Annotated in this window: 18 protein-coding genes; 2 read left to right on the top strand and 16 right to left on the bottom strand. The window is 32.7% G+C overall.

Translation table 11 applies throughout. The features are described 5' to 3' along the window. From rfbA to ACQ0RB_RS02840, 6 genes are read right to left on the bottom strand one after another with little or no spacing between them, the layout of a single operon-like run. Complete coding sequence (gene rfbA, locus ACQ0RB_RS02865) at nt 1–858, bottom strand: glucose-1-phosphate thymidylyltransferase RfbA (RefSeq protein WP_430496342.1); 858 nt, start codon at nt 856–858, stop codon at nt 1–3. Further along, nucleotides 855–1,874, bottom strand: a complete 1,020-nt coding sequence (gene rfbB, locus ACQ0RB_RS02860) for a dTDP-glucose 4,6-dehydratase (protein WP_430496341.1) — start codon at nt 1,872–1,874, stop codon at nt 855–857. The genes rfbA and rfbB overlap by 4 nt, the downstream gene beginning before the upstream one ends. Then, complete coding sequence (locus ACQ0RB_RS02855; RefSeq protein ID WP_430496339.1) at nt 1,864–2,919, bottom strand: hypothetical protein; 1,056 nt, start codon at nt 2,917–2,919, stop codon at nt 1,864–1,866. The genes rfbB and ACQ0RB_RS02855 overlap by 11 nt, the downstream gene beginning before the upstream one ends. Nucleotides 2,920–2,931: 12 nt before the next feature. After that, the gene (locus tag ACQ0RB_RS02850; protein ID WP_131506381.1) at nt 2,932–4,626 is read right to left on the bottom strand and encodes a DUF6909 family protein; all 1,695 of its coding nucleotides are present in this window, start codon (nt 4,624–4,626) and stop codon (nt 2,932–2,934) included. 31 nt (nt 4,627–4,657) lie between these two features. Beyond that, on the bottom strand, nt 4,658–6,160 hold the full coding sequence (locus ACQ0RB_RS02845) for a GH3 auxin-responsive promoter family protein (protein WP_343795321.1): 1,503 nt from the start codon (nt 6,158–6,160) through the stop codon (nt 4,658–4,660). After that, nucleotides 6,160–7,026: a M23 family metallopeptidase gene (locus ACQ0RB_RS02840; RefSeq protein WP_131506383.1), complete on the bottom strand. Its 867-nt coding sequence runs from the start codon at nt 7,024–7,026 to the stop codon at nt 6,160–6,162. The genes ACQ0RB_RS02845 and ACQ0RB_RS02840 overlap by 1 nt, the downstream gene beginning before the upstream one ends. Nucleotides 7,027–7,141: 115 nt before the next feature. Between ACQ0RB_RS02840 and ACQ0RB_RS02835 the strand changes: the two genes are divergently transcribed. Beyond that, on the top strand, nt 7,142–7,327 hold the full coding sequence (locus ACQ0RB_RS02835) for a twin-arginine translocase TatA/TatE family subunit (RefSeq protein ID WP_129759781.1): 186 nt from the start codon (nt 7,142–7,144) through the stop codon (nt 7,325–7,327). 49 nt (nt 7,328–7,376) lie between these two features. Here the strand turns inward: ACQ0RB_RS02835 and ACQ0RB_RS02830 are convergent, their stop codons facing one another. The 3 genes from ACQ0RB_RS02830 to ACQ0RB_RS02820 all read right to left on the bottom strand — a co-directional run bounded on the left by ACQ0RB_RS02830 (nt 7,377) and on the right by ACQ0RB_RS02820 (nt 11,256). Next, nucleotides 7,377–8,357, bottom strand: coding sequence for a DUF4837 family protein (locus tag ACQ0RB_RS02830; RefSeq protein ID WP_430496337.1), 981 nt, complete (start codon nt 8,355–8,357; stop codon nt 7,377–7,379). A gap of 18 nt (nt 8,358–8,375) precedes the next feature. After that, entirely contained in the window at nt 8,376–9,953 is a 1,578-nt protein-coding gene (locus ACQ0RB_RS02825; protein ID WP_430496335.1) for a LysM peptidoglycan-binding domain-containing protein, read from the bottom strand. Between the two features lie 115 nt (nt 9,954–10,068). Next, on the bottom strand, nt 10,069–11,256 hold the full coding sequence (locus ACQ0RB_RS02820) for a phosphoglycerate kinase (RefSeq protein WP_262732457.1): 1,188 nt from the start codon (nt 11,254–11,256) through the stop codon (nt 10,069–10,071). Between the two features lie 122 nt (nt 11,257–11,378). Here ACQ0RB_RS02820 and ACQ0RB_RS02815 point away from each other — a divergent pair, with 122 nt between their 5' ends. Continuing rightward, the gene (locus ACQ0RB_RS02815) at nt 11,379–12,533 is read left to right on the top strand and encodes an ATP-binding protein (protein ID WP_430496333.1); all 1,155 of its coding nucleotides are present in this window, start codon (nt 11,379–11,381) and stop codon (nt 12,531–12,533) included. A gap of 17 nt (nt 12,534–12,550) precedes the next feature. Here ACQ0RB_RS02815 and ACQ0RB_RS02810 read toward each other — a convergent pair whose 3' ends face one another. From ACQ0RB_RS02810 to mnmG, 7 genes are all read right to left on the bottom strand, one after another. Further along, nucleotides 12,551–13,393 (bottom strand): DUF4249 family protein, encoded by an 843-nt coding sequence (locus tag ACQ0RB_RS02810; RefSeq protein ID WP_134198342.1) that lies wholly within the window; start codon nt 13,391–13,393, stop codon nt 12,551–12,553. A gap of 4 nt (nt 13,394–13,397) precedes the next feature. Next, a complete protein-coding gene (locus ACQ0RB_RS02805) occupies nt 13,398–15,773 on the bottom strand; it encodes a TonB-dependent receptor (RefSeq protein ID WP_430496331.1) in 2,376 nt (791 codons plus the stop codon). Nucleotides 15,774–15,974: 201 nt separating this feature from the next. Continuing rightward, nucleotides 15,975–16,868, bottom strand: coding sequence for a LytTR family DNA-binding domain-containing protein (locus ACQ0RB_RS02800; protein ID WP_430496329.1), 894 nt, complete (start codon nt 16,866–16,868; stop codon nt 15,975–15,977). Between the two features lie 90 nt (nt 16,869–16,958). Continuing rightward, nucleotides 16,959–17,474 (bottom strand): OmpH family outer membrane protein, encoded by a 516-nt coding sequence (locus tag ACQ0RB_RS02795; protein WP_129759792.1) that lies wholly within the window; start codon nt 17,472–17,474, stop codon nt 16,959–16,961. 217 nt (nt 17,475–17,691) lie between these two features. Then, a complete protein-coding gene (locus ACQ0RB_RS02790) occupies nt 17,692–18,543 on the bottom strand; it encodes a class I SAM-dependent methyltransferase (protein ID WP_430496326.1) in 852 nt (283 codons plus the stop codon). Between the two features lie 71 nt (nt 18,544–18,614). After that, nucleotides 18,615–19,079 carry a hypothetical protein gene (locus tag ACQ0RB_RS02785; protein ID WP_262732460.1) on the bottom strand — a complete coding sequence of 155 codons (465 nt, stop codon included), beginning with the start codon at nt 19,077–19,079 and terminating at the stop codon, nt 18,615–18,617. Between the two features lies 1 nt (nt 19,080). Then, nucleotides 19,081–20,958 (bottom strand): tRNA uridine-5-carboxymethylaminomethyl(34) synthesis enzyme MnmG, encoded by a 1,878-nt coding sequence (gene mnmG / locus ACQ0RB_RS02780; protein WP_430496324.1) that lies wholly within the window; start codon nt 20,956–20,958, stop codon nt 19,081–19,083. Between the last annotated feature and the right edge of the window lie 28 nt (nt 20,959–20,986).

Below are 20,986 nucleotides of genomic sequence, written 5' to 3'. Positions count from 1 at the left end.
TTACTTCAAATTTAAAAGGTAATCTCCATAACCGCTTTTAAGGAGTGGTCTAGCAAGTTCAAGAAGCTGAGGTTTATTTATATATCCCATTTTATAAGCTACTTCTTCAATACATCCAATTTTTAATCCTTGTCTTTCTTCTATTACTTGAACAAATTGAGAAGCTTGCATAAGCGAATTAAATGTACCTGTATCTAACCAAGCTGTTCCTTTATCTAAAATTTGCACACTAAGCTTGCCTTGCTCTAAATAAGATTTGTTAACATCTGTTATTTCTAACTCTCCTCTATCGCTAGGTTTGATGTTTTTGGCAATTTCAACAACTGAATTGTCATAAAAATATATTCCCGGAACCGCATAATTAGATTTTGGTTGGTTGGGTTTTTCTTCAATAGAAATTGCTTTATTATTATCGTCAAATTCCACAACTCCATATCGTTTTGGATCCTGAACATGATAGGCAAATATAACACCTCCATTAGGGTTAACATTAGCTTGTAGGCTTTGTTCTAGTCCTGAGCCATAAAATATATTGTCCCCTAATATTAAAGCTACAGAGTCGTTACCTATAAACTCTTCTCCTATTATAAATGCTTCTGCTAAACCGTTAGGTTGTTCCTGTACAGCATAATGAAAATTGCACCCAAAATCTTCTCCGTTACCTAATAATTCTTTAAACCTTGGAGTATCTTTAGAAGTTGAAATTATTAAAATTTCTTGTATTCCAGCAGACATTAAAGTAGTAAGAGGATAATAAATCATTGGTTTGTCATAGATTGGCATAAGTTGCTTACTAACAACTTTAGTAAGTGGGTGTAACCTTGTCCCTGATCCTCCAGCTAAAATTATTCCCTTCATATTGCTTTATATTTTTTCAAATACCAATTTATGGTTTTTTTTATTCCAGATTCAAAGTTTTCGTCAGCTTTCCATCCTAATTCATTTTCTATTTTTGATGCATCTATTGCATATCTAAAATCATGACCAGGTCTATCTGATACAAATGTAATTTGATCTTTATAAGGCTTATCTTTAGGAACAAGCTCGTCTAAAATTTCACAAATAATATTAGCTATATATAGGTTATTACGTTCATTTTTGCCTCCAATATTATAAGTTTCTCCTGCTTTTCCATTTTGAAATGCCAAGTCAATACCCTTACAGTGATCCATTACATATAACCAATCTCTTATGTTTTGACCGTCTCCATAAATAGGAATATTTTCGTTATTAATTGCCTTTCTAATAATGGTTGGAATTAACTTTTCGTCATGCTGTTTAGGTCCATAATTGTTAGAACAGTTTGTAGTAACCACATTAAGACCATAAGTGTGGAAATAACTTCTAACCAAAAAGTCTGAAGATGCTTTTGAAGCACTATATGGACTGTTAGGTGCATAAGCAGTGGTTTCGGTAAAAAGACCTGTTTTGCCTAAAGTACCATAAACTTCATCGGTTGAAATATGAAGGAATCTACAATTTTCAAAACCTTCTTTTATTTTATGTGGTTGCTCTAACCAATTTCGTTTTGCAATCTCTAAAAGGTTAAATGTTCCTACAACATTGGTGTTTATAAACTCATCGGGTTTATTTATCGAGTTATCTACATGAGACTCGGCAGCAAAATGGATGATATCAGTAATTTTATATTTGTTAAAGACTTCTTCAAGTTTATTTTTATCACAAATATCTCCTTTTTCAAAATAATAATTTGGATTGGTTTGGTGTTCACTTAAATTAGAAAGCTCACCTGCGTAAGTGAGCTTGTCTAAAATTATTATCTTTGTTTGTGTATAAGTGTTTAAAAAGTACTCAACAAAGTTTGAACCAATAAAGCCGGCTCCTCCAGTAATTAGAATATTTTTACCCCTCATATGATTTTACATATTTAATTGCTTTAACTGCTAAATAAATAACACTCAATACTATAAAAGCTAAAAACGGAAATATTATAGAGTAGCGCTCCCATATTGTTGTGTATTTTGCTCCAACATCCTGAAAACTAGATAATGTATCAAAAAACACATCCTCTTCAACTTTTTGAGACTCTAGTTCACTTAATTCCTTTCTTAGGTTTATCTCTTCTTTTAGAAGCTCGTACTCTTTAGTATTTGTTTTTTCTTGTATAAAAGATAACCCATCTCTTGTAGTATAAGAACCATCCTGAGATTTTGATTCTTCTTCCATCACATTTACATAAACCTGCTTTAATGAGTCTACAACCTTAATAGATGATAGTATTCTTTGTTTTTTAATAGCTATCAAAGAATCTCTTTTTTGCATTTTCTTGATAGAATATGTGTTTGTAAACGTAGAGTTCAAGCCATCTTCTAATGATCTAAAAATATCTTTCTTAAAAGACTGAACATTAATTTCGAATATATCTCCTGAATAAATACTTCTATTTTCTAAAAACTCATCAAACTCTACTTCTTGAGCTCTAACACTATCTAATTCCTTCAAAAAACTATCATATTGTTTTATTTGATCATTTTCGTTTTCCGGACCAGGATGAATTTCAAACTGAATAAGCTGCTTTGCTTCTTCATCGTTTATGTCAAAAATTTGTGTTAACTGCTTATAGTCTTTTTCCCCTATTAAAGCGTTGTAATATTTTATATTAGTTACTAATTGAAACTTTGAATCAAAATAGGGTTTAACTAGCATTTGAGAAGTATAGACTTCTTGTTTTGTTTTCTCTAAAGCATACCCAACAACTCCTGCAATCCCAACAACTATTGCTATAATTTTAAAATTATCAATTATGGCCTTAAAAGCATAAATAATAATTGAAAAAAATTCTCTAAAAATAGATTTTATAAATTCTATAAACTTATTAAAAACTCTCCCAATCACATTAAAGATTTGAATCAAATCTATTTCTTCAGAAGGTGTATGGTCTGGTAAATTTTTACTCATTTGATGATATGATTAATTAAATATTTGTTTTATAATTTGTCTTGTTATTAAGTATGTTGGTTTAACTCCTGAGGTTCCTAACCCTCCTGAAGCTAATGTACTCCCTGTCTCTAAAGGATTATCACTAGCATAATAAGCGTACCTTACTTTAACATCAGGTCCTATATTCCCTCTAACTTTTGATGCTGCTTGGATAGCCTTTTGGTAGTGAGCTCCTTCCATTTCTAAGCCAATTACATTCCATGTTGAATTAAAGAAAAACTTTAGTATCTCTTTGTTTTGTAAAGATGTTCCTAAGACCGTAATCATAGATCCTTCATAAACATCTATATCATTACCTTCTAATTCAGCCTTACTTAATTCATTTTTAAAAGGGTAGTTATCTGCTGTACCTTCAAAAATATGCGCAGAAGGTATCATAATATCTCCTTTTTTTCCTTCTAAAATTCCCGCTTTACCCATTAAAGATATTGAAGCTACATTAAGGTGTGTGTTTGTTGCTCCTACTTTTAAAGGTTTTAAAAGCTCATCCATAGTTTCGTAAGCTTGCTCTCCAAATGCATAATCCATAACAATTATAACAGGCAATTCGCTAGTCTTAGATACTTTTTCTTTATCAACATCTATGTCTAGCTTTGAGAAATCAATCTTAGAGGTGTCAAAAATTTGCACATCAATATTAGCTCCTGAGTTATCTGGAATGTAAATCATTCCATTCTGCAACGCAACTTTTTCTACTTTATTGCGTAATGCCTTATTCTCTTTTTGACTTAAAGCTTGGTATACATCAAAAATGTCTTTCTTAGCTGCAAACGTTTTTAACGCTTGTGGCATAAATAGAGAGTTCATAACACTGTGCATATTAGCACTAATAACATGAATCTCGCGATCCAATAAATTGTTGCTCTTTAATACATTTTTTATGTTATCTGCCCAAATTTCTCCATGAATATGATGTCCTAATCTTTCTCTTAAAACAGGACTAAAAGTTACAGTTCGTTTGTTATTATTAACTGTCTCTTCTATTGCTAGCTTACCCAACCAGTATACTATATGTAAAAATCGTTCTGGTTGTGTAGGTATAGAAAAACTATCGTAAATAGACATTAGCTCGTTAAACGTTCTGCCTAAAATATTTGCCGTATGAGTTACAGCTATTTCTCGTTCTTTTTGATCTAACTTACTACTTTTTAAAACTGCTTTTTCAAGCTTTATCCAATCTCTTGTTGTTGTACCTTGTTCGTCTATTAAAACACGGTTACTTATTTTGTGAGACTCTACGAAAAGAAACGTAAGATGTGTAAGAATATCGTAAATCTCTGAACGTCCTCTAGTGATTTCAATATTCATCTGCTCATCATCAATCCTGTAGCAATTTCTTCTTCGTTTTGGAGGAATTATGGGTTTGAAATGCGAGTTTGCATAACCCTCATCGCTTGTTAAGTTGATAAACGTACATTCTTCAATACCTTGAGGTAATCTATCAATTACATACAGAAGTCCTTCAAGCTCTGCTTTTTCTTCTGAAATAGAACCGTAAATTTCTGGTCTAAGTAGCAATAACGACTCTCGAAGTGTTTCACCAGAAACTCCCATAGGCTTATAAAATCCTCTATTAAAGAGATGCCTCATGGTAATGTACATCCTTTCTATAGCATTCGAGCTTTCTTGAGCTCTCGTTCTGTCATGGCGTTTACTTTTGTTCATACTAACTATTTGGCGAGCAAATATAACACTATTATTTAGTTAAATTAAGCTTTATTAAACTAGTCGCAATATCTCTTCCGTTTGAAAGTCTAGGCAATTTGTTTTGACCGCCTAATTTTCCTATGCTTTTCATGTAGTTTTTAAACCCATCTTTTTTTATTAGAGTGATTTTTAACGGTCTAAGCACTTTTCCTTCGATTAAATCAAAATAATAACTGTTCTGTTTTTGCAATGATTTATCAATCTTTTCTTCTAATTCAAGAAGGTTTTCAGGCTCGTTTTCAAACTCTATAAACCACTCGTGATATGGTAGTCCTTCAGTTGGATTAATTTGTGGCGCAACTGTAAATTCTGTAACCTGAATATTGGACCCTTCAACCGCTTCTTGTAATGCTTGTTCAACCTCTTTACCAATGACATGTTCTCCAAAAGCAGAAATAAAATGTTTTATTCTTCCAGATACAATTACACGATACGGTTTTATTGAAGTGAACTCAACTGTATCTCCTATATTATAAGCCCACAAGCCTGCATTGGTGGAGATAATCATAACATAATTTACACCAACCTCAACATCTTTAATCGTAATTCGTTTGGGACTCTCTTCAAAAAACTCATCAGCTTTAATAAACTCATAAAAAATTCCTGAGTTTAATTGCAATAGCATTCCTTTTTCGTTTTGTTTATCTTGAAAAGCAAAAAAACCTTCGCTTGCTGGATATAGTTCAATACTGTCAACCTTCCTGCCTATAAGGCTTTCAAATTTAGCTTTATAAGGTTCGTAGTTTACACCTCCAAAAATGAATAAGCTGAAGTTTTTAAAGACATCTCCAACGTTTTTATTGGTCTTTTCTTTAATCTTTTCAAAATACATTTGAACCCAAGACGGAATACCAGAAATAACCGTCATGTTTTCTGGCAAAGTTTCGTCAACAATAGCATTTACCTTAGTTTCCCAATCTTCTATGCAATTGGTTTCCCATGATGGCATTCTGTTTTTTTGAAGATAATTAGGCACATAATGTGCTACAATTCCTGAAAGTCGTCCTAGTTCTATGCCATTTTTCTTCTCCAAAATTGGACTTCCTTGAAGAAAAATCATTTTTCCATCAACAAACTTACTGTTTCCTGTTTCGGCTATGTACATTAAAATAGCATTTCTAGCAGCTTCAACATGAGTTGGCATGCTTTCTTTTGTTAATGGAATATACTTTGCGCCAGATGTTGTCCCTGAGGTTTTAGCAAAATAGATTGGTTTCCCTTTCCAAAGTATATCTTCTTCGCCAGCAACAACTCGTTCTACATAAGGTTTTAGGTCTTCATAATCTCTTACAGGAACCGCTTTTACAAAATCGTTGTGGTTATTAATTCCAACAAAATTATGGTCTTTACCAAATTGCGTAGCTGCTGCAGTACTTATTAGTTCTTGAAACACTTTTTCTTGTGTTTCAATAGGGTTATTAGCCCATTTTAATATCGACTTTTTTACTCTTTTGGCAAACGGTTTTGCAAGTGCAGATTTTATTGAAAACATTACTTAAAATCGATAAAATTAGTTGGGTTTACTGGATAGCCTCTATTCCAAAGTTCAAAATGAAGGTGAGGTCCTGTTGTAAATTGTCCTGTGTTTCCTGCCATAGCAATAACTTCGCCTGCTTTTACTAAATCGCCTTGTTGCTTAGTTATTGATGCGTTGTGCTTGTAAACAGATATTAGCTCATAGGTATGCTCAATAATAACAACATAACCTGTTTCGGCTGTCCATTCAGCAAAAATAACTGTACCATCAGCAGTGGCTTTAACAGGTGTGTCTTTTGCAACAACTATATCTACAGCATAGTGTTTGTCCTTTACATTATACTCTTCAGAAATTGTTCCGTTAACAGGAGGAAACAATACAAAATTTGATGCAGAAATAGCAGATTCAAATAGATTATACTTATCTTCTTTATCTACTCTTTCTCTTAATAGAGAGTCTTCTTTACTAGGTGTTAAGTTTATATCATTAAGGTCTTTGTTTACAGCTTCAATAATAGAATCTTTATTGAAATCGACCGTTTTTACATCTCCTGTAAGCACTTTTTTAATAGACTCGAAATAGCGTTCATTCATATGAATCACTTGCTGTAACGAATCAGTTTTATAATTAAGCTCAGTAGCTTGCTTTTTTAATGCTGTTGAAGAGTAACCAGGTATGTACTCTCTTAAGGAGGTAAATGCTATTAAAAGAATGGTTCCTGTAATTAATAATATTGTTGAAAGCGCTACAATAACAAAAACATTAAGTCTTGTTAGTTTTATAGCAAAACGTTCTTCAAAAGTATCCTCGTTTAAAATAACTAGCCTATACTTGTGAAGCAGTTTTTTAGCGAATTTTTTTTCTTTCTTTTTTTTAGCCATTGCAAAGCAAAATTAATTAAAATAAACGCAAGTTATAATGCTATTTCTTAAAGTTTGCTTTTAAACGCTTAAATTGAACTTTAATTATTAAATTTGCAATTCAAATTAAAATGTTATGATAGCAGCAAGTATATTTTTAGCTCCAGGACCATGGCAAATTGTTTTAATAGTTGTAGTGGTATTATTATTATTTGGTGGTAAAAAAATCCCTGAACTTATGAGAGGTTTAGGAAGTGGTATTAAAGAATTTAAAGATGCCAGTAAAGAAGACGAAAAAACACCTTCCGACAAGAAAGAATAAACTTGATATATTCTAATAAAAAAAGCCAACTTAAATGTTGGCTTTTTTCTTATTTGATTTTTGTGGATCGTATTATCGATTCTAGTTCAAAGATGTAATCTCTTTTATTTATTGAAGGCGCAAAAACATAACCTTCAACTACAATATATCTTTTGTTAATTTCATCTTCAATAGCATAATTGATAAATGGTCCAGACATAAAGTCGTTTTTAACTTCCCAAATACCTTTTGTTTCTATTGTAGGTTTATTGTCAATAATGGTTTCAAAAATGTAAGGAGCATACGCCTTTTCGGTAATCATGTGTGTGTTTTCCAATCGTCCTTGAATGTGTTTTTCTCCAATAGAATCTCGCATCCTTACAATATCAATTACTGCACTATCGCCTTTTCTTATACGATTAAGAGGTACTTCATATATCATTAAATCCATATTTCCTGTTTGGATGTCTTTACGAATCCAAAAGAAATCGTCTGTTGCTGTAGCAATTCTATAAACTGATGGAAATTTAATAGACACTCCCAACTTATCCTCTATAGGTTTTGAGTCGAAAAGCGAAAGATTAATTCGTCGTTGTTTTTCTTTAATTTCCTCCTTTTTAAAGGCATCAACAATTTTATCAGCATTAGTTTCTAATTGCTCAATAATTTCAGCATCTGTTTGACCAGAAACAACAATAACGGTTTGTGGCTTTGCAAATACATCATGTGCAATTTTAGATCCTGCAGCTTTGCCTTTTTCAATTTTTAAAATAGTTCTGTTTTTTGTTGTAAAACCAGAAAATACCTGAGTAGGCATTTGACTAATAGAAAACAGTGGTTCGTCTTGAGACAAACCGTGTACTGGAGCAGCTAGTATGCCTCTAATGCTTTCTCCAACACTGTCTTCCCATAATAAATTGTCGGCAACAACCAAAAGTTCATTGATGTTTCCTGACGAACTTGGAACAATACGTTGTCCTTTAGAGTTTTTTTCATCGCATCCTACTAGGACAACAAATAAAAGTAGTGCTAATGTGGTTAGTTTTTTCATTGTGTAACTTTAGTTTTTTTAGTTTGAAACTATAAGAGTCATTCCTATTTTCAACTTTGTACCACTAATACCGTTCCAATCTTTAATATTTTGAACAGAAATTCCAGGAAATTTTTGAGAAATACTCCACAAAGAGTCTCCTTTTTGAACTTTGTAGGTCTTTTTATTAGCAACATCTATCGTTTTAGTAACTGTTGTGGTAGGCTTTGGGCTACTTGAAACCGAAGGGTTTCGAGGGTATATTGTTAAGCGTTGTCCTATTCTTAAATTATTACTTCTTAAACCATTCCATTGCTTTATTTGACTAACTCTTACTCCAAATTTTCTCGCAATTTTTCCTAGGTAATCACCACTTTTAACTCGATATACTGTTTTGGTATCTGCGTTAAAAAACTGTGGTAAAGGTTTTTCTCTTTTGTCAAATTCAGCTTTTGCATAACCATAAATTTGCTCTTCGTTAGCCACAAAAGATCCAACTGCTTGCCTTGGAAGGCGCAAGTAATAATCTTTACCTTCAATATGCGGTATGATGTCTAATTTATAGGAAGGGTTTAAAAACTGAAGCTCTTCAATTGGCACTTGAGTAACTTCAGAAACCTGATCGAGCGTTATCATTTGCTTTACTCTTATAGTATCAGTTTCTACATAATGAAACTGAGGTTTTTCTGGTTTAAAACCATGTTCTTCAGCAAACTCAAAAATGTACATTGTAGCTAAAAACGCGGGAACATAACCTGCTGTTTCACGAGGAAGATTATGTCTTATATTCCAATAGTTTTCATAACCTCCAGAACGTCTAATCGCTTTTGAAACGTTTCCTGGTCCTGAGTTGTAGGCTGCTAAAGCTAAATCCCAATCACCAAAAATTTCATATAATTTTGAAAGATAAGTAGCAGCAGATTTTGTTGATTTTATTGGGTCGCTACGTTCGTCTACATAACTACTTACATCTAACCCATATTGCTTTCCTGTGGCAAACATAAACTGCCATAAACCTGTTGCTCCTACTCTAGATTTTGCTCTGGGTTTTAAAGCTGATTCTACAATGGAAAGATATTTCATTTCCAAAGGAATGTTGTAGTTATCAAACTCTGCTTCAAACATTGGGAAATAATAATGGCTTAATCCCATGAGTCTTTCAAAAGAGTTTCGTCGGTATTTTAAAAAGCGTTTAATAACACTCTCTAACGACGTATTATATTCAACATTAAAAGGTGTTCTGGCGTTTAGCTTTGCTAATCTTGCTTTAAGCGTGTCTGTTGAAAGTTCAGGGAAATCAATGTCTTTGTAATCTAGTTCAGAAACCGTTTTATAAATGGTATCAAACAGCGTGTTACTGTACAATTCCTCTAGCCATTTTTCGTCAAGTTCCAATGCTAATTCATGATCTTTAAGCTCTTTTATGGATAATGAATCTTGTACAGGAGAAATGGGTTTTATAGGAATAGTTTTTCCATCTACAACCGAATCTATTACTTTTTCAGTTGTTTTAACCAAAGTGTCTTTTGTGGTTTTTGTTTTAGCCTTTTCTTGGGAAAAACAAATAGCACACAACAACAATGCGCCTAGTGTTAGGGTTTTTAGTTTAGGTTTCATCGAAAACATGTATTTATCTACCAACGGCAGATAAGCTAAAATCGTATTTTTTTATCTAAAATGAAAGATAGCAATACTTTTTTAACAGAAACTCAATGTACAGTAAAAAACTGTGTTATTCTAAAATAGCAGCAATACCTGGTAAGGTTTTTCCTTCTAAGCTTTCTAGCATAGCTCCACCTCCAGTACTTACATAACTTACTTTGTCTTCGAACCCAAATTGTTTTACAGCAGCAACTGAGTCTCCTCCACCAACAAGCGAAAAGGCACCATTTTTAGTAGCTTCAGCAATATAATCGCCTAAAGCAATAGTTCCTTTAGAGAAGGTTTCCATTTCAAATACACCTAAAGGTCCATTCCATAAAATAGTTTTACACTGTAAAACAACCTCTTTGAAGTTTTCTAATGATTTTGGTCCAGCATCAAGACCTTGCCAACCGTCAGGGATTTTAGTTACATCCATAATTTGTGTTTCGGCAGTATTACTAAATGCATTTGCAGCAAGCACATCAACAGGTAAATGAATTTGAACACCTTTTGATTTGGCTTGTTTTAAAATATCTAAGGCTAACTCCATTTTATCATCTTCACAAATAGAATCTCCTACGCTTCCGCCTTGAGCTTTAACAAAGGTAAATGTCATACCACCACCAATTATTAAGTGGTCAACTTTATCTAAAATATTTTCTATAATGGTAATTTTTGAAGATACTTTTGCGCCTCCAAGTACTGCTAAAACTGGTTTTTCACCAGACGTCATTACTTTATCAATACTTTCAATTTCTTTAGCTAATAAACTACCAAAGCATTTATTTTCAGGGAAAAACTCAGCCACAATAGTTGTTGAAGCATGCGCTCTATGCGCAGTACCAAAAGCATCGTTTACATAAATGTCTCCTAGTTTAGACAATTGCTCAGCAAACGCCTTGTCACCAGCTGTTTCCTCAGCATAAAAACGTAAATTCTCTAACAGCACCACTTCTCCTGGTTGAAGGTTTTTTACAACTTCCTCTGCCTCTGCTCCAACACAATCAGGCACAAATTTTACAGCAACACCTATGGTTTCTGAAACTTTGTCAACAATATGCTTTAATGAAAACTCTTCTTGAACACCTTTTGGTCTTCCTAAATGCGACATTAACACACAGCTTCCTCCATCTTCTAAAATTTTAATAATTGTAGGTTTAGCTGATACAATTCTTGTGGTATCTGTTACCTCAAAAGCGTCGTTTAAAGGCACATTAAAATCTACACGAATTAAAGCTGTTTTGTTTTCAAAATTGAAGTCGTTTATTGTTTTCATTGGTTGTTTATTTTATATCCTAATAGCACAAATGTAGTTAATTAAATTACTCCAAAAAATCGGTTTTTCAACGAAAACGATTTCATCTTAAAAGAAGTATTAAAAAACATATATTTGCTGATATGTTGTTTACAGAAGTTATAGGGCAAGAACATATTAAAAACCATTTAACCACAAGTGCCGACAATGGTCGTATCTCGCATGCGCAATTGTTTGTTGGACCAGAGGGTTGTGGTGCTTTACCAATGGCTATTGCCTATGCGCAATATATTTTGTGTAAAAACTTAAATGGTGAAAACACAGGCGGAAATGATGCTTGTAATTTAAAGTTTAAAAACTATTCGCATCCTGATTTGCATTTTGCTTTTCCTGTTGCTGCTAATGATAAGGTGAAAAAACACCCTGTTTCGTCTCATTTTTTAGAAGAATGGCGAGAATTGTTAAAAGAGCAACCTTATGGCAATTTATTTGATTGGTACAAAAAACTAGGAATTGAAAACAAGCAAGGTCAAATAGGTGTTGATGAGGCACAAGATATTGTAAAATCTTTAGCCTTAAAATCTTATGAAGGCGGTTACAAAGTGATGATTATCTGGATGGCTGAAAAAATGAATACTTCGGCTGCTAATAAGTTGCTTAAGCTTATTGAGGAACCACCAGAAAAAACCATTTTTATTCTTATTGCTGAAGACGAAGAGCAAATTATAAATACCATTTTATCACGTTGTCAAGTGCTACATTTTCCGCCATTAGCTGAATTGGATATTAAAAACGCACTACTACAACAGTTTGATATTGCCGAAGCAGATGCTACTAAAATTGCACATCAAGCTAATGGTAATTACAACAAAGCTTGTGATTTAGTGTATCACGATTCTGAAGACATTCAGTTTGAAGAATGGTTTGTATATTGGATTCGTTCGGCATTTAAAGCCAAAGGAAACAAAGCCGCAATACACGATTTGATTTCTTGGAGTGAAACTATTGCCAAAACTGGTCGTGAGACCCAAAAGCAGTTTTTACATTTTTGTATGGACTATTTTAGGCAAGCTTTATTGTTAAATTATAATGCACAAGAGCTTGTTTTTGTTGAGCCAAAATCAGAAAGTTTTAAGCTAGAAAAGTTTGCGCCTTTTGTTCATGGTAATAACATTATGGATATTTCCAACGAGCTGCAAGATGCTATATATCATATAGAACGAAACGGAAATGCCAAAATTATTTTAACCGACTTATCAATAAAACTCACACGTTTATTACATAAAAAAGCCAGCTAATTGCTGGCTTTTATTTTTTATTCAAAAGTATAAGTAGCAGTATCTACTTCAGTAACCCTAAAGTACCCAAACGCATAATTATCTGGGTTGGTTGGGTTAATACAATTTCCTCTTATTAAAGCTGCTGTAGAGCTAAATGGGTCGCCTTGACTACCATGTTGCTCAATTAACAAACGTATAAAGTTGTAGTACTGCTCAGAAATTCCGTAAAGGCTAATATTAACCACATCTCCTGCTTCAAAAGGCGTTTCTTCACTGTCTTCATCATCGTCTTTTTCAAGGAAATCATGAATTTCGTTACCATCAGTAAATTCATCAGACACATCTTCTAAATACGGAAACAAATCACCTTCAACATCATACTTTATTAGGTAGAAGTTTTCAATATTAGCAGGATCTGTAAAGTATAAATTGAGTTCTAGTAACTCGTCGTCAAATCCGCCTTCAATGCTTTGATTAACTTCATTAATATCTGAAACCGACATCAAGGTTTCAGTTGCTTCATACGTTTCACCATCATAAACAATTTCTAGGTGATACGTATTATTTAAAATAGGAACAAAAGTACTTGTTGAATAGGTGCCATCATTGTTGTCATCAAAAGGAAAAACCTCTCCAGAGTCTTCATTAGTAACAGTTACAATTGCTCCTGTAACACTAGTGTCTTGGTTTGTATCAAAAAACGGTGTTGACATACTCAATGAAATGGACTGCACATTTCCTGTCGTGCCTTTTTCCCAATCTAATGAGGCTTCTACCACTAATCTGGCTTGTGCTGTTGGAACATCTACGTCTATAGTGTCTTCGCAAGACGTCAATAAAAAACCTAGTGTAAATACTATTAATATATATCGTTTCATGGAATTAAAATTTAAAGTTATAAGTTACTGAAGGAATGATGCCAAAAATGGAAATTCTAGACGCTTCGTTTAAGCCTGTTTCCCTATTTTGACTAAAACTAATTGAGGCTGCATTTTTTCGGCTGTACAGATTGTAAATACCAAAAACCCATTCTGATTTCCAGCGTTTATCGGGATTTCTGTTTGGTTTATAAATTGCAGAAACGTCTAATCTGTGATAAGCAGGTAAACGGTCTTCGTTTCTGTTTGAATAGGTTGCAACTGATAACCCTTCGTAGTTGTACTGCCCATTAGGATACGTTACAGGACGTCCTGTTTGAAACACAAAATTTGAACTGAAACTCCACTTGTCATTCAGCTTATAAACTCCTGTTAAAGAAATATCATGAGTACGATCATAAGGTGTGTTGTACCAATCTCCATTGTTAATTCCTGGTCCACCAGCATTTCCACCAACAGCACGTTGCTCAGACTTTGAAAGTGTATAGGCTAACCAACCAGTGAAATCGCCTTTGTTTTTCCTAAGCAATACTTCCAAACCGTAAGCTCTAGCTTCACCATTTAATATTTCAGTTTCAATATTGTTGTTTCCTATTAAATCGGAACCGTCTATATAATCAATTCTATTATCAACATGCTTGTAATAGGTTTCCAACTCCAAAGCATAAGTATTGTCTTTAAAGTTCTTGTAATAACCCATAGCAAACTGATTGGAAATTTGAGGTTTTATATATTTTCCACTTGGTGTCCAAACATCTAATGGTGTAACTGACGACGTGTTGGATAGCAAATGCAAATATTGCGTTGACTTGGTGTAACTCGCCTTAATGGAAGACGCATCGTTAAGTTGGTAAGACACACCTAATCTAGGTTCAAAATTACCAAAGGTTTTAATGCTTTCGTTTTTGCTGTACGATGTTTCGCTTTCTGCTTCACCACGTTCGTAAATTCCTAAATCGCTATTGTAAACCACAGGTTGATTGTTAACATAATTGGTCATGCTTTGTCCACCAAGTCTAGAAAACGTACTGTAGCGTAATCCATAGTTAAAGGCAAGTTTATCAGAAATTTGATGTTCCGCACTTATGTAAGCAGCACCTTCAAAAGCACGTTTTTCGTCTAATTTTAGAGGGTTAATTGGAGATGTTTCTGAAGATGGTCTTACTTCTCCGGGATTAACATTGTAGGTTAATCCACTAATACCAAAATCGAGTGTAATATCATTATTTACGTAGTAACCTAAATCATATTTCACATTAAAATTAGTAATATCAGCATCCCAATCTAGTTCAATAAAATCTAGCACAATGTTGTAATCGTATTTGCTATAAATAAAAGATAGGTTTGAAAACAGCCTATCGTTAAACACATGATTCCAACGTAAGTTACCAGTTGCGTTACCATAGTTGTTTTCTATAATTTTTGATAGATTAAATACGTCGCGACCAAAATAACCAGACAAATACAACTTGTTGTTTTTATTAATCTCATAATTGGTTTTAAGATTAAGATCGTAAAACGAAATTTTATCGTCTTTTACATTTTCAATAAGTGGCATAAATAGATGTGCATAAGATGCTCTACCAGCAATTAAAAACGAGCCTTTATCTTTAAATAAAGGCGATTCGGCTGTAAGCCTACTAGAGATTAAACCAATACCTCCTGTAAGTCCAAATTGTTTGCTATTTCCATCTTTTTGTCTCACATCAAGTACAGAGGACACGCGACCACCATACTTTGCAGGAATGTCTCCTTTGTAGAGTTTGATGTTCTTTATAGCATCTGAATTGAATACTGAGAAAAACCCAAAGAAATGTGACGTGTTATAAATTATAGCTTCGTCTAAAAGTACAAGGTTTTGGTCTGCTGCTCCACCACGAACATGAAATCCAGCTGAACCTTCTCCATTATTGGTTACACCAGGAAGCAATTGAATAGATTTTACAACATCAACTTCTCCTAAAACCGCTGGCATTTGTTTTATGGTTTGCGCATTAAGTTTTGAAACGCTCATTTGTGGTTTTCTAATGCTTACTACTTCAGATTCTTCTGCTACAATGATTACTTCATCTAATGCAGTTGCCGATTCTTGTAACTCGAAATCTAGTTTTTGATCGGCATTTAAGGTTATTTCTTTGGTTACGGACAAATACCCAACGTAAGAAATAACCAAAGTGTAACTCCCTTTTGGAGCGGTTAAAGAGAAAAACCCATACTCGTTGGTTGTAGCTCCATAATTAGTGTCTTTTAAGTAAACGGTTGCCCCTAAAAGCGTTTCTCCATTAGTAAGATCTTTAATGGTACCGCTAATACTGTATTGTTCCTGTGCTTGACACCATAAGCTAGTAAATAGGAAAAGGACTAAACATAATTGTTTCATTAGTTTTTGTTCTGTTTTTTGATTGATAAAATTAAGGTTTGAAATAGAATAAAAATCGATTTTTACATTATGGATTTGTTAACGCAAAATAATTTCAAATATTGATGAAATCCATATTCTAGACGACCTTTTGGAGTGAATTGTTACAGTTTTGGAGTGAATTGTCCTAGTTTTAAAATCAATTGTAGCAATAAAAAAGTATTAATTATCCAAATCCTTCTTTATAGCTTCTAAAAAAGAGTTGGAAACTGGGATTTTTAACCACTCAAAATTGGTGTTAAGCACTAAAAACGCTTTTCCGTTTTTTCTGGTTAAATGTTTCACGTGAATTAAATTTACAGCAAACGACCTATGACATTGTTTAATTGGTAAGTTTTCGGTTTGAGACAATATGTGTTTTAGTCTATTTCTTACAATGTGTTTTTTAATAGTATTGTTTTTTATAAAATTAACTACAACATATTGATTGCTAGATTCTATGTATACAATCTCATTTATAGATAAAGCAATGTCTAATTGATTGTTCTCGTCTAATAAGTTTAACGTGTCTTTTTGCTTTGTTTTATCGTATTTGTATTTAAATGTAAGTAGTTGCTGATCTAGTTCCTTTACTTCGGTTTGAAGTCGTTTTATGGCTATGTAAATGACTGTTCCAAAAAAAGGAAAAATTAAAATCAATAACAGCTTAGGATACATTTTTACCTGAAACCAAATGTTTAGTTCTTGTTCAAAATCGTTACCTAAATCAGGAATAATAAAAGACATTCCAAAGTTTATAAACAGCAAAATTAAAGCCTCAATCAACAGCCAAAATATATATTTTTTAATTTTAATATTTTGAAAACCAAATAGTTGCCTAAAAAAGAATTGTGAAAGTGTTAATGCTAAAAACGTACTTAATGCAATGGAAAAGAAAAACAAAAACTTATTAAGCGTACTGTTAACAGGGTTTGACATTTCTTCTGAAATACCGTAAGGCTGAAAAATAATAAGGAATAAATGAGAAAATACAATAGCACTTAATATGTAAAGCCATTTCGATTTCTTGTCATCAAAATAATCAAAAGGTTCTTTTAAATACTCGCGTATTTGCATGATGTATGAATGGTAGTTAAACTAAAAAAGCTAGACGGAATCCATCTAGCTTTACAATAACGTTTGTTATGTCAAAATTATTTTAGTCGCTTACTCTTCTTTTTTATAATCTGCGTTTAACGCATCAATAATTGTTTGAGAAAGATCTTCTGAACCATAAAGTACACTTGCTGCAGTATCGCTAGTTCCAAAAATGTAAGAATATTGGTTCTTTTTACCATAATCGTTTACAAAGTTTTTTACTTTAACGATTAATGAATCAATATCAGTTTGAAATGCTTTTTGCATTTGTTGTTGCTCCATTTGAATTCTTTGAGTTAACAACTGTTCTTTTTGCTGAATTTCTTGAGATAATTTTTGAAGATTAGCCTGAGACATATTTTTAGCTTTTAATTGAGCTTCTTTTAACTCTAATTGATAATTACTAATCATACTATCTCTTCTTTTTTGAAAAGCTAAATCTTTTTGCTCGTACTTTTTCTCTAAATCAATTTTTTCTTGATATTCATTAATTACTTTTCCGTTATCAATAAAAGCTAATTTTTGTTGTTCTTGACAAGAAGAAAAACTTAACGCTGCTACAAGTATTAAAACTAGGTATTTCATTTTTTAAAGTTTTTAATTTTTTGCAAATGTAATAAAGTTGAGACCTGAAATCTTAAAAAATGAACATATTAATAAAAATAATACTTCATTAACGATTAATTCATTTTAGTTATAAAAAACGGCTTTATATAAAAGCGTGTAATAACGATTTAAAAAAAGGCCAATAAACGACAAGGACACAAATAACAAAAACGCTTAAAACGCCTTAAAATGCGTTTTAGCTCTTTTTAAGCACATAAATAAGCGAAGAATACTCTCCAGTGCGTTTTGCTTTTAAATTAGATTGTAATCCTACCCAAAAAGCTGTTAATGGATTTTTGGATCCTGATTTATATTGCTCAGAAAGTAAGCTTACATAAAATGCATCAAATGTCATTGGCAAGGTTTTTTCAATTTCTAAATTGTTTTTTGAAAATAATTTTGAGATTGATGTTTGCGAAAAATGCCAAAGATGTCTAGGCACATCATAAGCTGCCCAAAATGCATTGTAATGTTTTGCATCATAACTTTTAAAATTTGGAACTGCTATTACAAGTCTTCCTTCGGGTTTTAAAAGTCTGTTTAAGTTTTGTATTTCGGTTTCTAAATTTGGTAAATGTTCAAGTACATGCCAAAGTGTAATAACATCAAAAGTTCCTGATTCAAATTCCTGCAAAGTATTAGTATCAAAAACTTGATTTTTTGTTTTTGAATTTGCAATCGCTCTTGCCTTTTCGTTTGGTTCAATACCATAAACATTCCAAGAATTGTTTTTTGCGGTTTGCAAAAAATCTCCTGTACCACAACCAACATCTAAAATAATTTTTCCTGAAACTGGAAACGAATTAATCAACGTTAATTTTCGTTTCAAAGCCATTCCTCTTACAAAATGATATGCTTTTTCAAACCAATTTCTTTTAGAATCGGTATGCGAAATATAGTCTTCACTTTTGTAATATTCAGAAAGTGTATTTGCACTAGGTTGAGGAATTGTTTCCAACATATCCAATTCTTGATTATGCACTAATTGAAAATCTTCACCAGAAACCGAATGGTCTTTTACAGTTAAATATGTTGGTTTTTTATTCATTTTAAAATAGATTCTGAATCAAGTTCAGAATGACAAAATAAAGAAATTAATAAAAGTGTTCCACGTGGAACTTAAATTAAAGTATTATACAATTCAACATTTAGCATGTTAGATAAATCTTTACCTAAAGTTAAAACTTCAGCTTTATTAAAAGATTTAAAAACGGTTTGATTTCCTTCTTTATTAAAAAATTTAATTGAATACATTTCAAACTTATCTTCACCAAAAGGCGTGTGAAAACCAAAACCCATTACTGTTTTATATCGCTGCTTAAACAATGAAATATATTCTGGTTGAATGATTTTTATCTTAAGTTTGACAAGCCTTAAATTGAAAAAACCAAACCTAATATAACTGTCAAAATTCGCTTTTATCAAGTAGTCATAATTAAATACAAAAAGCAAAGCTCCTATGATAATTGCAAAAGAAAACATAGGGTGGAAAATTGATAAAACAACAGATACAAACAAGAAAGGAATTAAGAATATAACTTTTGATACAATAGAAATATGTTGTTTTAATACAATTTCTCTCATTCTATCTACCCATATAAACTAAAAGCACCGAAATATCACTAGGAGAAACTCCACTAATTCTTGAAGCTTGAGATATGGTTACAGGCTGAATTTTATTCAATTTTTCTCTTGCTTCCATACTCATAGATTTAAGTTTAGAATAGTCAAAATTAGCTGGAATTTTAATCCCTTCTAGCCTATTTAATTTATCAGCATTGTTCTTTTCTTTCTCTATGTATCCTGAATATTTAATTTGAATTTCGGCTTGTTCAATCACTTCATTATTCAAATTATGTTCTTGGATGTATGCTTCAACAGCTTCAAATTGACGCATGTCTTCAATAGTAATATTTGGTCTTGAAAAGATTTTAAACATCTTATCTGACTGTTTCATCAACGAAGAATCTTTAGCTTCAAGTACAGGATTTGCTTCTTCAGGCTTTACACTAGTTTCTCTAAAAAACGACACAAAAGCTTCAGATTGCTCCTTCTTGTTTTCCATCTGCTTCATGCGTTCTTGAGTTGCTAAACCAATCTCAAATGATTTTGGAGTTAATCTAAAATCGGCATTATCTTGTCTAAGTAGCGTTCTGTATTCAGCTCTTGAGGTAAACATTCTATAAGGCTCTTCAGTACCTTTTGTAATTAAATCGTCAACCAAAACACCTATATAGGCTTCACTTCTACTTAAGGTAAAAGCATCCTTTTCTTGAACTTTTAAAGCAGCATTTATTCCTGCCATTAACCCTTGCGACGCAGCTTCTTCGTAACCTGTGGTTCCATTAATTTGTCCTGCAAAATATAAACCACTTACGAGCTTAGTTTCTAGCGTGTGCTTTAATTGCGTTGGTGGAAAATAATCGTATTCTATAGCATAACCTGGTCTAAAGAATTTTACGTTTTCAAAACCTGCAACCGAACTCAATGCTTTAAATTGAACATCTTCTGGCAGTGATGTAGAAAACCCATTTACATACACCTCAACAGTATTCCAACCTTCTGGTTCAACAAATAATTGATGACGATCTTTATCTGCAAAACGATTTATTTTATCTTCAATTGAAGGACAATAACGAGGTCCTAAACTTTTAATTCTACCATTAAACATTGGCGACCTATCAAAACCTTCTCGTAGCAAATCATGAACTTCAGGACTTGTATATGTCATGTGACAAGAACGTTGTTGTGTTAATGGTTTTGTAATATCTAAGTACGAAAACTTATCAGGATTATCATCTCCAGGTTGCTCTACCATTTTTGAATAATCTAATGAACGTCCATCAACACGAGGAGGTGTTCCTGTTTTCATTCTGCCAGAATCAAAACCTAAATCAACCAGCTGTTCAGTAATTCCTGTTGCAGCGCGTTCACCTGCTCTTCCTCCTCCAAAATTTTTATCTCCAATATGGATAAGTCCGTTTAAGAAAGTACCATTAGTTAGCACAACGCTTTTAGCTTTAATTTCTAAACCTAAAGATGTTTTTACACCAACAACTTTATCTCCTTCCATTAACAAACCAGACACCATCTCTTGATAAAAATCTAAATTAGGAGTTTGCTCTAACAGGTTTCTCCACTCTTCAGCAAAACGCATTCGGTCACTTTGAACACGTGGACTCCACATTGCAGGTCCTTTTGATTTGTTAAGCATTTTAAACTGAATAGCTGTACGGTCGCTAACAATACCACTATAACCTCCAAGCGCATCAATCTCTCTTACAATTTGACCTTTAGCAATTCCTCCCATTGCGGGATTACAAGACATTTGTGCAATGTTTTGAAGGTTCATAGTTACCAATAAAGTTTTTACACCCATATTGGCAGCAGCAGCAGCAGCTTCACTACCTGCATGACCTGCTCCTACAACTATAACATCATATGTATCTTTAAATAAACTCATAGTGTTCCACGTGAAACAATTTAGATTC

The organism is Gaetbulibacter sp. PBL-D1, from assembly GCF_050509525.1.
GTDB classification, from domain to species: Bacteria; Bacteroidota; Bacteroidia; order Flavobacteriales; family Flavobacteriaceae; genus Gaetbulibacter_B; species Gaetbulibacter_B jejuensis.
This window is presented reverse-complemented; position numbering and strand designations above follow the sequence as displayed.